Source organism: Pseudomonas sp. WS 5532 (assembly GCF_012985445.1).
Classification (GTDB): Bacteria; Pseudomonadota; Gammaproteobacteria; order Pseudomonadales; family Pseudomonadaceae; genus Aquipseudomonas; species Aquipseudomonas edaphica.
In genome coordinates this window covers 59,298-74,219 of the sequence record NZ_JAAQWK010000020.1, presented here as the reverse complement: position 1 = coordinate 74,219, position 14,922 = coordinate 59,298, and the positions used below count along the sequence as shown (strand labels likewise).

Annotated in this window: 7 protein-coding genes; 6 read left to right on the top strand and 1 reads right to left on the bottom strand. The window is 60.5% G+C overall.

Annotated features, from left to right (window positions below):
* Positions 1-43 precede the first annotated feature (43 nt).
* From HBO23_RS26460 to HBO23_RS26435, 6 genes are all read left to right on the top strand, one after another.
* The gene (locus HBO23_RS26460) at positions 44-2,104 is read left to right on the top strand and encodes a TonB-dependent copper receptor (RefSeq protein ID WP_170040338.1); all 2,061 of its coding nucleotides are present in this window, start codon (positions 44-46) and stop codon (positions 2,102-2,104) included.
* Between the two features lie 116 nt (positions 2,105-2,220).
* Complete coding sequence (locus HBO23_RS26455) at positions 2,221-3,603, top strand: PepSY domain-containing protein (protein WP_170040336.1); 1,383 nt, start codon at positions 2,221-2,223, stop codon at positions 3,601-3,603.
* Between the two features lie 152 nt (positions 3,604-3,755).
* Positions 3,756-5,864 carry a TonB-dependent receptor gene (locus HBO23_RS26450; protein ID WP_170040334.1) on the top strand — a complete coding sequence of 703 codons (2,109 nt, stop codon included), beginning with the start codon at positions 3,756-3,758 and terminating at the stop codon, positions 5,862-5,864.
* 325 nt (positions 5,865-6,189) lie between these two features.
* A complete protein-coding gene (locus tag HBO23_RS26445; protein ID WP_099548123.1) occupies positions 6,190-6,978 on the top strand; it encodes an ABC transporter ATP-binding protein in 789 nt (262 codons plus the stop codon).
* Positions 6,975-7,922: an ABC transporter substrate-binding protein gene (locus HBO23_RS26440; RefSeq protein ID WP_017136768.1), complete on the top strand. Its 948-nt coding sequence runs from the start codon at positions 6,975-6,977 to the stop codon at positions 7,920-7,922. The genes HBO23_RS26445 and HBO23_RS26440 overlap by 4 nt, the downstream gene beginning before the upstream one ends.
* Positions 7,919-8,929, top strand: a complete 1,011-nt coding sequence (locus HBO23_RS26435; protein ID WP_170040332.1) for an iron ABC transporter permease — start codon at positions 7,919-7,921, stop codon at positions 8,927-8,929. The genes HBO23_RS26440 and HBO23_RS26435 overlap by 4 nt, the downstream gene beginning before the upstream one ends.
* Positions 8,930-8,931: 2 nt before the next feature.
* Here HBO23_RS26435 and HBO23_RS26430 read toward each other — a convergent pair whose 3' ends face one another.
* A complete protein-coding gene (locus HBO23_RS26430; RefSeq protein ID WP_170040330.1) occupies positions 8,932-14,823 on the bottom strand; it encodes a DUF4329 domain-containing protein in 5,892 nt (1,963 codons plus the stop codon).
* Positions 14,824-14,922: the final 99 nt, after the last annotated feature.

Here is a 14,922-nt window from a genome sequence, read left to right as displayed (position 1 = left end):
GGCTGCTGGCCGTGTTGTTTACGATTGATTGATGGAATTTGTCATGTCCAGGTTTTCTGCTGACTCCCGATTGGGATGTACCCCCGTTCTCGCCGTTCTGTGTGGCGCGCTGTTGGCACCACACGCGCAGGCTGAAGATCACGAGTTGAGCCCCACGGTGATCACCGCAATCGCCCCCAGCTCACCGCTGACCGTTGTCACCAACCCCAAAGACCCACGCCAACCGGTGCCCGCCAGCGATGGCGGCGACTACCTCAAGACCATCCCCGGCTTCGCGCTGGTGCGCAACGGTGGCACCAATGGCGACCCGGTGCTGCGCGGTATGTTCGGTTCACGCCTGAATATCCTCACCAATGGCGGCATGATGCTCGGCGCCTGCCCAGGGCGGATGGACGCGCCCACCTCGTATATTTCGCCGGAAACCTACGACAAGCTCACCGTGATCAAAGGCCCGCAAACCGTGCTCTGGGGGCCTGGCGCGTCAGCCGGCACCATCCTGTTCGACCGTGAGCCCGAGCACTTCGGCGAGCTGGGCACACGGGTCAATGCCAGTGTGCTGGCCGGCTCCAACGGGCGCTTCGACAAGGTGGTCGATGCCGCTGCCGGTGGGCCTTTGGGCTATGTGAGGGTGATCGGCAATCAGGCCCACGCCGATGACTACAAGGACGGCAATAACAACACCGTCGCCTCGCGCTACGACAAGTGGAATGGCGACGTGGCCGTCGGTTTCACCCCCGATGCCGACACCCTGCTGGAGCTCACTGCCGGCCGTGGCGATGGCGAAGCGCGCTACGCCGGGCGCGGCATGGATGGCTCGCAGTTTCTGCGCGAAAGCCTGGGGCTGCGGTTTGAAAAGTCCAATATCGGTGAGGTACTGGATAAGGTCGAAGCGCAGGTCTACTACAACTACGCCGACCATGTGATGGACAACTACAGCCTGCGTACGCCGTCGGGCACCGGCATGATGGCCGGGCCGATGGCTTCCAACGTCGACCGCCGCACCCTCGGTGCACGCATCAAGGCGACCTGGCGCTGGGCCGATGTGCAACTGATCAGCGGCCTGGATGCGCAGACCAACGAGCATCGCCAGCGCAGCAGCATGGGCATCGACACCTACAAGGAACTGCCACGGGTCAAGGATGCCAATTTCCACAACTACGGCGTGTTCAGCGAGCTGACCTGGTACGCCGCCGACCGCGATCGGCTGATCACCGGCGCCCGCCTGGACCGCGCCTCGGCCAAGGATTTCCGCCAAACCACCGGTTCGGGAATGATGGCGCGCCCCAACCCGACCGCCGACAACACTCGCGCTGAAACCTTGCCATCGGGCTTTGTGCGTTATGAGCACGACCTGGCCGACACACCCACAACCGTCTACGCAGGGCTCGGCCATTCGGAGCGTTTCCCGGATTACTGGGAGCTGTTTTCGCCCAACACCGGCGCGGTCGGTTCGGTAAATGCCTTCGACGGCGTGAAGCCGGAGAAAACCACCCAACTCGACTTCGGTGCGCAGTACAAAACCGCCGACCTTGAAGCCTGGGCCTCGGGCTATATCGGCCGGGTGCAGGACTTTATCCTGTTCGACTACAAGCCCGGCATGATGGGCACCACGTCCCAGGCCCGCAATGTCGACGCGCGCATCATGGGCGGTGAACTGGGCGCAGCGTACAAACTGACCCAGCACTGGAAAGCCGACGCCAGCCTCGCCTACGCCTGGGGCAAGAACACCAGCGACGGCAAGGCGCTGCCGCAGATGCCACCGCTGGACGCGCGTTTGGGCCTCACCTACAGCCAGGACGACTGGAGCGCCGGCGCCTTGTGGCGTGTGGTCGCGGCGCAAAACCGCATCGACCAGAACAAGGGCAACGTGGTCGGCAAGGACTTCGACAAAAGCAGCGGTTTTGGCGTGTTCTCGCTGAACGCGGCGTACCGCATCAATAAAAACTTCAAGGTCAGCACGGGCGTCGACAACCTGTTCGGCAAAGCCTATGCCGAGCATTTGAACCTGGCGGGTAACGCAGGCTTCGGCTACCCGGCCAACGACCCGCAAGCCATCAAGGAGCCGGGGCGTACGCTCTGGACCAAAGTCGACATGAGCTTCTAAAAGCATCGCGGGCAAGCCCGCTCCCACAGGGAAATGCATTCCAAATGTGGGAGCTGGCTTGCCTGCGATAGCGGCCTGACAGACAAAAAATATCTAAAGCCTTGCGGAGCCTAATGATGACCACCCCAAAAATTTCCTTCTACAACCTGGCCTGGCGCTGGCACTTCTACGCCGGCCTCTTCGTCGCCCCGTTCATGGTGCTGCTGGCCCTCACCGGCATCATCTACCTGTTCAAACCCCAGCTCGACCCGCTGATGTACGGCAACCTGCTCAACGTGCAAAGCGCCGAGCACGCCCTGAGCGCCGACGAACAACTGCAACGCGCCCAGGCAGCTTTTCCCCAGGGCAAAATCAGCAAATACCTGCCACCCGCCGACGCCACCAGCAGCGCGCAATTCGTGATGCACAACGATGGCCGCGAAGTGACGGTGTTCGTCGACCCGTATCGCGGCACCGTCCTCGGTGAACAGGATGCCCAATACAACCTGCAAGCCATCGCCCGCGCACTGCATGGCGAGCTGATGATCGGCACTGTGGGGGATCGCCTGGTGGAACTCGCCGCCGGTTGGGGCGTGATGCTGGTGGTATCCGGCGTGTACCTGTGGTGGCCACGCGGCAAGTCTTCGGCGGGCGTGTTGTGGCCACGGCTCAACAGCCGTGGCCGAGTGTTCTGGCGCGATATGCATGCGGTCGCCGGTTTCTGGGGCGCGGCATTTTTGCTGGTGATGCTGCTCAGCGGCATGACCTGGACCGGCTTCTGGGGCAAACAATACGCCGAGCTGTGGAATAAGTTTCCCGCCGCGATGTGGAACAACGTGCCGCAGTCCGACCAGCAAGCGCGCAGCCTCAATACGGCCAGCCAGCAGACTGTGCCATGGGCAATGGAGAACACGCCAATGCCCATGTCCGGCGACCACGCCGAACATATGAACCACGGTGCGATGCATTCAGGTCCCGCCGCGCCGACGGTACGCCTGCAACAAGTGGTCGACCTGGCCAACGCACGCAAGGTCGAACCCGGCTACAGCATCACGTTCCCCACCACCGCCGAAGGCGTGTTCACCGTCGCGGTGTTCGCCAACGACCCACGCAATGACGCGACCCTGCATGTGGATCAGTACACCGGAAAAGTGCTCGCCGATGTCCGCTGGGAACACTACAACCTCGTCGCACGCGCCACCGAAACCGGTGTAATGCTGCATGAAGGCAAGATGTTCGGCTGGGTCAATCAACTGATCGTGCTGGTGATTTGCCTGATGATTTTACTCAGCGCGGTGAGTGGCGTGGTGATCTGGTGGAAGCGTCGGCCACACGGTGGGTTGGGAGTGCCGCCGTTGCGCCATGACCTGCCGAAGTGGAAAACCGCGATGGTGATCATGTTCGCGCTGGCGATCATTTTCCCGTTGGTGGGTGCATCGCTGATCGTGGTGTGGGCGCTGGATCGCCTGGTGCTGGCGCGCCTTTTCAACCAACGTGAATCTGCCTCAGGTTCTGCATGAAGCAAGCGAGATGCCCACGCCAGAGGCTTTCTGTAGCCTTGCGCGACTTTTGTCGCGCAGCCAATAAGTGTTAACTTATAACACTTTCTGCGTTATCGTTGCTCGCCGCGCCCTGCGGTGAGCACCCCTCTCAAGAAGCGATTGATCGACCGATGAACAAGTACCTCGCGTCCGGCCTGTGCCTGCTCGCCCTGCATAACAGCGCCCAGGCCCTGACTCTGCCCGCCAGCCCCGTGACCGCGCCCGCCGTGGATGACGAGCGCGTTGACCTGAACACGCCGACCACCGCCGGTTCGCGCTTGAACCTCACGGCCTTGCAAACCCCGGGCAGTGTCGAGAGCCAGACCGGCGAAAAAATCCGCGAGCGCGGCGACGCCAGTGTGCAGTACGCCATCTCCCGCGCCACCGGCATCAGCCGCACCGGCTCGCCGGGCGACGGCGGCACGTCGTTGCAGGCCCGTGGTTTTACCGGGCAGAGTTCGGTGCTGCAGCTGTACGACGGGCAGCGCATGTTCGACGGCGCAGGCACTTCCACCTTCCCGGTGGACACCTGGTCGGTTGAGCGCGTGGATGTGCTGCGCGGCCCGGCCTCGGTGATGTACGGCCAGGGCGCCACCGGCGCAGTGATCAATACCATTGCGAAAAAGCCGTTCAGCGGCGAGATCGAAAACCACCTGCGCCTGGGCTACGGTTCCGATGACCGCCAGCAGCAAGCCCTGGACAGCGGCGGCTCGCTGACCGACACACTGAGCTACCGCCTGAACGTCAACCGCCTGCGCAGCAACGGCTTTATCGCGCGAGGCGACTCCGCCAGCGATTTCGTCAGCGGCGCGCTGCGCTGGCAGCCGGCCGACACCCTGAGCTTCACCCTGGCCCACGACTATGGCGACCAGAGCCCGCAGAACTACTACGGCACGCCACTGATCAACGGCCAGTTGCACAAAGGCCTGCGCGACAAGAACTACAACGTCAGCGACGACAAACAGCACTACAACGACCAGTGGACGCGCCTGACCAGCGAGTGGCAGATCAACGACAACGTCACCGCCACCAACGAGCTGTCGTACCTGAAAAACCAGCGCCGCTGGCAGAACGCCGAGAGCTACAACTTTGTGAATGGCGGTTTGGTGCGCCAGGACTACCTGGGCATCAAGCACAACCAGGAACAGCTCGGTGACCGCCAGACGTTCACGTTTAAACACACGCTGTTGGGCCTCGACAGCCAGACGGTGACGGGCGTTGAATACAACCGCATTCGCTTCCGCCTGGCCAGTAACGCACCGTTTAACGACGTGCCAGGCGGCGGCCAGCCGGTGGATATTCAGTACCCGGTGCCGCAGCCGTTTGAAAGCAGCAGCCCATTCATCCCCCAAGCGGTCACCACCACCAAACAACTCGCAGCCTTCGCCGAAAACCGCCTGCAATTGACCGACAAACTCTCGCTGATCACTGGCGCGCGCCGCGACTACCTGCACATCGATAGCAATGATCTGACGGCTGCGAACACAGATTCCGACAAGACCCTGACCGGCAACAACTGGAAAGCCGGCCTGGTCTACGCGATCACACCGAGCACTTCGGTCTACGGCCAGTACGCCACCAGCACCGACGGTGTCGGCAGCCTGATCAGCCTGAGCCCGAGCCAGCAGCAGTTTGGTTTGTCCACTGCCAAACAGGCCGAAATCGGCTTCAAGCAGGCGTTCTGGGACGCGCGTGGTGAATGGACCCTGGCGGCCTATCACATCGTCAAAAAGAAACTGCTGGTGAGCATCCCCGGCACCACCCTCAAGGAGCAAGTCGGCCAGCAATCCTCCAACGGCCTGGAAGCCAGCCTGGACCTGCAACTGCCCAACGCCTGGCAGCTGCAAGCCAATGCGGCCATTGTGCGGGCGCAGTACGACGACTTTTCCGAAGTGGTCAACGGCCAGGCTGTTTCCCGCGACGGCAACCGCCCGGTGGACGTGCCCAACCGCACCGCCAACCTGTGGTTGAGCAAGACGGTGACCGATGACATTCGCGCCGGTGCCGGTGTGCGTTACGTCAGCGCCCGTTATGCCGACACCGCCAACAGCAGCGAAGTGCCGAGCTACACCGTGGCCGACGCCAGCGTATCGTGGAGGGCCATGCGCAATACCACCCTGGGCCTTGAGCTGAACAACCTGTTCAACCGCACCTACGCCGTCAGCCAGTACAACAATGGCCAACAGTGGATACTGGGTGAGCCGCGCTCGTTCTTCGTCACGGCGGACTACACCTTCTAACTGATACACACGCTCCCTGTGGGAGCTGGCTTGCCTGCGATGAGCATAGGTATCTACACAACCGGTTAACACGAAGTCTGTGGCAGGTGGGCTTTTGTGGCGAGCAGGCTTGTCCTGCGTTGGGCTGCGAAGCGGCCCCCGTACAGGCACGGCAATTTTGCTGAAAGTACTCAGCGTCTGTTTTTGGGGCTGCTTCGCAGCCCAACGCAGTACAAGCCTGCTCGCCACAGGAGAAATAGGCTGCTTTTAAAAGTTGTGTAGATACCTATGGCTATCGCAGGCAAGCCAGCTCCCACAATTTACTGTGTTGAACTTGAGAATATTGATGGCCTCACTCACCCTCACCGACCTTGGTTGGACCCCACCGGGCCACGACCACTGCAATCATCGCTTCCAGCTGCGAGATGCCAGCCTGCAGGTCGGTGCGGGGGAGTTTGTCGGGCTGATCGGCCCTAACGGCAGCGGCAAGACCAGCCTGTTGCGCTGCGCTTATCGCTTCAGCAAACCCGAACGCGGTGACGTGCTGCTCGAACACCAGAATGTGTGGAAACAAAGCGCCAAATGGTGCGCACAACGCATCGCGGTGGTGCTGCAGGAGTTCCCGGACACCTTCGGCTTGCGCGTCGACGAAGTGGTCGGCATGGGCCGCACGCCCCACAAAGGTTTGTTCGATGGCGACACACTGCACGACCAGCATCTCATCCGGCAGGCGCTGGAATCGGTCGGTATGCACGGCTTTGAAGACCACGCGTTCGCCACGCTCTCGGGCGGTGAAAAACAGCGCGTGATCCTCGCCCGCGCCTTGGCGCAGCAGCCGCAATTGTTGATCCTCGACGAGCCGACCAACCACCTCGACCCACGCTACCAGTTGGAGCTGCTGCGGCTGGTCAAGCGCTTGAACATCGGCACCCTTGCAAGCATTCATGACCTGAACCTGGCCGCGGCTTTCTGTGACCGTTTATACGTGATCAACCATGGGCGCATTGTCGCCAGCGGCACGCCTCACCAAGTGCTGACCGCCGAGTTGCTGCGTGATGTCTTCGGCGTCGAAGCCTTGATCGACGCTCACCCTTTGGCCGGCTACCCCCGAATCACCTGGATAACCCAACCATGATCCTGCGCTCCCTGTTGTCTCTCGCGTTGCTATTCGGCACTGCCCAAGCGTTTGCCGAAGCCACCCATTACCCGGTGACCGTCAAAAGCTGCAACCGCGACGTGACCTTTCAGGAAGCGCCGAAATACGCGGTCAGCCACGACATCAACATGACCCAAATGATGCTCGCCCTGGGGCTCAAGGATCACATGGCCGGCTACAGCGGCGTCACCGGCTGGAAGTCGGTGACGCCGCAAATGGCCGACACTCTCGTCGGACTGCCGGAGCTGGCGAGCAAGTACCCGTCGGTGGAAACCCTGCTCAACGCCAACGTGGATTTCTTCTTCGCCGGCTGGGATTACGGCATGCGCGTGGGCGGCGATCTCACGCCGCAAACCTTGCAGCCACTGGGCATCAACGTCTACGAGCTGACCGAGTCCTGCGCCTTCGTAATGAAGCGCCCGGCCGCGACCCTGGACGACACCTATAACGACCTGCGCAACCTGGGCAAGATCTTCAACGTGCAGGACCGCGCCACGGCCTTGATCGCGCAGATGCAGGCGCAAGTGGCCGAGGTGCAACAGCATCTGCCCGCCGACAAGCCTAGGGTGTTCCTCTATGACAGCGGCGAAGACCGCGCCATGACCTCCGGCCGCCTGGGCATGCCGCAAGCGCTGATCACCGCCGCAGGCGGGCGCAATATCCTCGATGACATCGACGCCAGCTGGACCCGCGTCAATTGGGAAACCGTGGTGGAGCGCAACCCGCAGGTGATCGTGATTGTCGACTACAGCGAAATCACCGCCGCGCAAAAAGAACAATTCCTGCTGGATAACCCGGCGTTGCAATCGGTGGACGCCATCAAGAATCAGCGCTTTATCGTGATCCCGTATGTGCAGGCAACGCCAGGCATCGACAACGTGCTGGCGGTGGAAACCCTGGCCAAAGGATTCCACGGCGAATGATCAGCCGCCGCTATGCTCTGCTGCTGAGTGCGCTTGGCGCGTTGTTGCTGGTCTCTTGCGTGATCTCGCTGGGGTTTGGCTCGGCGCGGGTGCCGGCGGACGTGGTGTGGCGGATTCTGCTCAACAAGGCCTTCGGCCTCGGTGACGTCAACTGGAGCACCGGCCAGGAACATATCGTCTGGTTGATCCGCGTGCCGCGCATGTTGCTTGGCGCACTGGTCGGCGCCGGGCTGGCGTTGATCGGCGCCGTGTTGCAGGCGGTGACGCGCAACCCGCTGGCCGACCCGCACCTGCTCGGCGTGACCTCCGGCGCCACTCTCGGCGCGGTGGTCGTGGTGTTGCACGTAGGGGAAGTCGTCGGCTTGCTGACCTTACCTATCGCCGCCTTCATCGGTGCGCTGCTGAGCATGCTGGTGGTGCTGGCCGTGGCCAGTCGTAACGGCCGCCTGGAGAGTGATCGCCTGCTGTTGTGCGGCGTAGCCGTGTCATTCGTGATGATGGCGGTGGCCAACCTGCTGCTGTTCATGGGCGACCATCGCGCCGCCTCGGCGGTGATGTTCTGGATGCTCGGCGGCCTGGGCCTGGCGCGCTGGGAACTGTTGGCGATCCCCACTGCGACTGTGCTGCTGGGGCTGTTGATACTGGTGGGCATGGCGCGGCCGCTGAACGCATTGATGGCCGGCGAACAGACCGCCGTGACCCTGGGCATGAACGCACGTTCTGTGCGTTTGAAGGTGTTCCTGGTGGCGTCGTTGATGACCGGTGTGCTGGTGTCCATCAGCGGCTCCATAGGCTTTGTCGGGCTGATGGTGCCGCATATTGCGCGGCGTCTTGTGGGCGCTGAGCACCGGCGTTTATTGCCGGTGTGCGCGTTGCTGGGCAGCCTGTTCCTGGTGTGGGTTGATGTCGCCGCCCGCACCCTGATCGCCCCCGAAGACTTGCCCATTGGCGTGGCGACGGCGGCGATTGGCGGGCTGTTTTTTATCGGGTTGATGCGTAAGCGCTGAACTCAGAGTTCGTCCCGATTCCGTTCATACCAGAACTCTTCGGGTTCCGGCTCTGCCTCGCTCCACTCCTCACCCAATGGCCCAGCAACTCTCCAGAAGGCATCGGTGACCAGCACTGACAATTTGCCCAAGGTTCGCAATCGCGCAACGAACACACGGGGCACCGGTGCCATACCCGGGGCAAGCAATCGGTCTTCAGATGCCGTAAACGCCGGTACGTACTTGAGCAGCGCACCATTGCGGCAGGACAGATAACAACTCTCGGCGTCAGGGGCATTCGCCCTGGCTACCGACACGTAGTCGTGAAGATCGTCCTTGGCAACGAAGTTACCCAAGAGTTCTTTATCTATCGCTTCAAAGCTGGACGTCGACGCAATGGCTTTATAGAACGCCTGCACAGCGGCGATTTTGTAGGTACTCAGTGTATTTTCAGGCGGTACATCAAACCCGGCATGATCAGCCCAGAACAACAATTCCAGGGTACTGGTACTTCCCGTACCCTGATCTTCCACCGGGTCGAGCGCGACGTACCCCGGCGTTTGCCCCGGCACCAGCACAGCGCCCAGGTACTGCTTGCCCTTGAACGGTGCAACCAAGCCTTGTGCATAGCGGGCCGCATCATCGGTGTAAGTAAACAGCGGGCCGCAGAACGAATGAAAATGCGGATCGTCGGCGAAAGCATGAGGCGCTTTATTCGGCTCCCAATGCTCAGTGACCCTCTCTTTCTTACCCCAGACCTCACTGGTCACCCGAATGTACAACTTCCCCGCGCCCGCAAGGCGGCGCACATAATCACGTACCGTAAGGGAGGCATCGAGCAATTGTGTGCGTTCGATATGTGCCTTGCTCGTCCATGGGTACAACGGCGCCGTTTTGGGAAACTCATACGTGAGCAGCGCACCGTCGCTGCACAACAGATACAGCGTCGGAGCACTGCCGTTACGTGCATAGGTGACAACGTTGAGTGCCTTGGCGATGTACTGGGGCGGGAAAAAACTGCGCGCCATTTCATCATTGCTACCGGCGATGGCCACGGTCGAAGCACAGAGATACAAACCATCAAACACATAGCCCTGTGGCAATTGGCCGTCGATAAAGACCTGTTTAAAATCAGCAAAGTCGTCTCTGACAAGCGCCAGGGTTGCCTTATAGAACGGTTTGTTAGCCGACTTGAGTACGTAACCGAAGGCCACTTCGGTTTGAGGCTTCCATAGGCGTTGAGCGTAACGAACGGCATCGACCGCCCGGGTGAAAATCGGGCTGCAGGGCGCGTCCATGAACACAGCGCGAATATCCCCAGGATGGGTTGGCGGTATATTCGCCACAAAATCCCCCACCAACTTTCTGGGCGGGCCCCATACCCCATCGCCTTCTATCACGCTCAGATTGCCGGCTTTCACCACCTCGGTGATGAAGTCCTGCGGCGAGAGCGTGCCACTGCGAAGTTGCTGCTCAATACTGTTGTCACCGTAATCACCCTTGACCTTGTTAAGTGGCGCGAGACGATCCTTGAGTCGCTCCTCCTCGGCAGAGCCCGACAGGTGGTAACTGAGGATCGAGCCACTGGGGCCAAACACATATTCACGGTTAAGGTGGGCCTCACGACGCAACAGGTTTGACAATACCGCAGTCGGTATCATGGTTTTATAGATGGCTTTTTGGGCGACGGACAACAACAACGGCCCCTCTTGATCTATCAAAGACCGATAGCGCGCAACAATCGTACTGTTCTGAGGGTAAAGCGCTAAATCAGCAGCCCGATCCGGGTATATCCAGTGTAATGCCAACCCTTGAGGTGGAAGCGCCAGTGGTTCAGTCGAGACAAACAGACCATTTCCCAGCCTGAGTATCACCCCGGCAAAACGCCGATAGTATCCGTTGTTCACCCTGGCAGCTGCGTAGCGGGCTGCATCGTCGGCACTCGCGAAGCAGGGGCTTAAACGCCGTGGCGTCAGGGTTGCGTAACTGCTCCAGCTAGGGGCGACCTGACCTTTTTTATCCCAGAACTGGCTGGTACGTACCACATGCAGCATTCCCTTCAGCGCCCACTCACTAAGGAAGCTCTGGGGTGTCTTCTCGCCGGAGTCCAATGCTTGCTGCGCCAGCGTCAACAATGTATCTGCCGGGCCGCCACTTTTGACGTCAAGCCGCGGGGGCTCATACCGCAACAGCGCACCATCGAGGGTGGAAAAGTACACCGACAGGTTGCTCGGGCCACTCCGAATAGCGGCATAAAGAGCAGAGAACAATACTGTTGGCGTGACAAAAAACAGCGTCAACCAGGCGTTCGACGTATTTTGCCCGACACGTGACCATTGCTGCGAGCGAAACAGCCCGTGCAATATAAAACCATCGGGTAGCTGGTAACCCCCCTCGGGCTTAAGTTCAAACAGGCTGTTGAGATTGAACAGTTCGCTCTCACTGACAACGCCCACTACCTCGCTGGCAATGTACTGCTCCTTGTCCCTATGCTTGAGGATGAAAGCAAAACAGGCCGCCTGCGCGAAGTTGCGCGCATGCACGCGTCCGTGCAGGTTACGGGCCGCCTCATCGGCACTGGCAAATACGGCACCGTAGGTGGTGTAGTCAGGTGGGCCCGATCTTGGTGCGTAGGAATAGTTAGGCGTCCAGTCGTTGTAGACCACCGAACGCTGGCCCCATAACGGGTTGCCCAGGATGATCTTGAAGTCCCCCGCCTCGGCCAGCCGCCGGACCCAGTCGGCCGGCCGGATCTGCCCGTTGTCTAGGCGCTTGCCGAGGCTGTTGTCGCCCGCCTGCGGGCCGATATTGGCCAGCAGCAACTGTTCCTGCGCCGAATGATTTGGGGTGTACTCCAACAAGCAATCACTGGCCCCCGACAGGTACGCCACGCGACCGGCCGGAATGATCGAGTACATTTCATCATCGGAGAACACTTGCAGGTTGATCTGCGCCTCCTCATGCGTCCAGCCGCGCCGCGCAACCCAGGACGGGCTCACCATCGACAGAGCGGTATGGGAACCGTAGCGAGCATGCAACACATAAGGCTCCGGCGGGATCAACGGCCCGTTACCGTCGCGTGGAAAAAACAGAGTGAAGGCAAATGGGTTGGCCGCACTGGACACTGGCTCAGTGATAACAAAACGGCCATCTTCGCCCTTGAGTATATAACCGCCGTAGTAGCCGCCACGCCAGTTGTTGATTTGCTCATGGGCATACACCGCGGCATCGCGCGCCGAGAGAAACGAACGGCTAAGGGTTGCCTTGTAAAACGACTCTATCAGGTTCGAGCGGTTATCTACCCTCCCGACCTTGCGCCACAATCCTCCGGCCTGCACCACCGAAAGGTCCGTCGCCGCAATAACCCTGCGCACGTAAGCCCGAGGGCTCAACGTACCGGTGAGCATGGCCGCCTGAGCACCATTATCGTTTAGCTCGCCCGTGTCGGTTTCCCGCACCAGATCGGTGGTGTTCGTGGCTGCGGGCACCCTGAAGCTCAACAGCGATGAATCCGAGGCCAGCATGTACAGCGACAACCCACGGGCCGGGCTCTGGATGTCCTGGCTTGCGCGCGCTTGACGGGTGGCGGCCACCACCTGCGCCGGGGTGAAAAACGTACTGGCCAGCCAGGTTTCCCGGGCGGCAATTTCGTCGGTCTCGTACCAACTGCTGAAGTAAATGGCTTCCAGCCGAAATTGCGAAGGCAAGCGCAGCTTGCCGTCTGGGCGTTTTGGAAACACCAGGTTTGGCGAAAACAGTGGATCACCCTTGGGCAGTGCCAACGTCGCAACATACGCGTCATCACGGGAGTGCTTGAGTACAAAGCCACACCGGCCGCCCTCGCTCCCCGCCAGCGAAAGTGCACGCAACACCGCAAGCTCAGGCCGTGAAAACACCTGAGTAAAAAACGGTTGTTGCGGTGCAAGGGTCGCCGGCGTTCTGATCCGCCATGTGTTGCTTATACGCCCGCGAACGCCTCCCCATACCGGGTTGGCAATCACTGTCCACAACTCACCCGCCGCAGCCAGCAACCGGATGGGATGCTCGAAATCACTGCTGGTTTCACCCGGCCCGCCGCGCAGTTGCAGGTCCAGCGTTTTTTCAGCGATCGAGCCACTGCTGACATACTTGAGCAGCACATCATCTGGCCCGGACAAATAGTGGACTTTGGCGAACGTTCTTTTTTCAAAGCTGAAGAGTTGATCGGCACCGGAATAGAAGTTGTTGAACACCTGCACCTGGTCCGCCGTGAAGTGTGGAAGTGCGCGCTTGATGCCCTCAGCATCGGCGGGATGAGAGTGGTAAAAGGCCTCGGCCTGGTAATCATCAGGGGCGATGAACTTGCCCTCACTGTCACGGGCCAACATGCGCCCGTGATCAAATTGAACGCGCTCTCCTGCGATGGGATCTGTGGCGTAGAAGCGATTGCCGCGCTTGAAGACCACACCACCATACTCAATGTCACGACGCTGGCCGATCACCGCATGCGCCCAACGCGCCGCATCATCGGCGGTGATAAAGGCCGGACTGAACACCGGTAAGGGAATGCCAGAAAAGGGTCGCCAGTTCGCCTCGACCGTGCCGGTTTTGTCCCAGAGTTGGCTGCCCTTGCCGGGAGCGCTGGCCTTGAGCACCGTCAATTGTCCCGCCGCCGCCAGGCGCTGCACGAACTCACTCGGTTTGAGGCTGCCGGCGATCAAGGTCGAATCGATTTGGTTATCCACAATCGCGCCGTCAGGCTCAACACGATAAAGCTGCGCTTCGATAGCCGAGAATGAACAGGTGTAGCGCAACACCGCGCCATCTTCGGTGTTAAGAAATATCGACAGCCCGGACTGCTTGAGCAGTTCAGGCACCAATCGCCCCTGGTAAAGGTGCCGGACCAGTTCCGGGGGTGAAAAGAAATTGCGGTACAGCCATGGTTGCCGGGTCTGGGCCAATGCCGCATAGCCCGCCTTGCCCAGGCAAACACCGATCAAGTGAAAATGCGCAGGCAGGCGATGTTTGCCGTCCATGTCCTTGGGAAAAACCTCTTGCACCGAGGGCTGGCGGTCGACCGTGCCAGAAGGCTCGGTCACCCCATACAAGTCCTGGGTATCATGCTTGAGCAGGAACACATACTGGGCCGCCCCTGGCATAGCGGCCAAACGCGCCCGAGCGTGGCTGAGCGCATCGGTGAGGCTCGCCTGCACGGGGCCACAGGGCGGCAGCTCCTGGGTTTTGGTTTTGAAGGCCCGGTAGGGCGTCCATGTGTGGGGCACCTCTCCCGTAGAGCCGCCCCACACGGCGTTGGACACGACAATCGACAGCTGGCTGACGCTGGCGACTTTCTTGAATAGATTCTCCACCACACCGTCATAGCCTTCGGGCCTGCCGAACGGTTCCTTGTCCCGCAGCCACACGGCAAAACGCCGCTCGGCCTCCGAACGGGTGGGGACGTGCTTGAACAACGAACCATCAGGGCCGGACACATAGAAGGCGCTGAAAAATACCGGATCCAGAATATTGCCGATCAAGTCAGGCTCGGAATAAAAGCTGTTCAGCGCCTTGATCTGACGATCTGAAAGCTCAGGGTTGTTGCTTTTGTACTGGGTGAAAAAGTCCGGGTGCGAGTGATACTCCGCCACGCACCGATAGCCCTCGGGATGCAGGAGCCGCTTATTACTGTCCTCGTTGAGAACCGTGCCCACATCAAAAAAATTCTCGCCGCCCTCAATGGGGTCGGTCGCGTAAAACAGATCGTCGGCCAGGCTTTGCATAATGACCCCGCCATACTCCTTGTCCTGCGCGCCACCCATCTGGTGATGGGCATACCGGGCCGCATCATCCATGCTGACAAACCCCGGCCCAACCGGGGGCAACTCCACCTCTGGCTTGGGGTCTGCCCCAAACCAGCCACGTTTGACTCGTGCCATCGCATCACCTTCCTATGACAGGCTTCATGGCGCCAGGATTGGCGGCCATAAAGCCCATCTTCGGCAATGGCAGGCGACCTGGGGTGCCAAATAGGCACC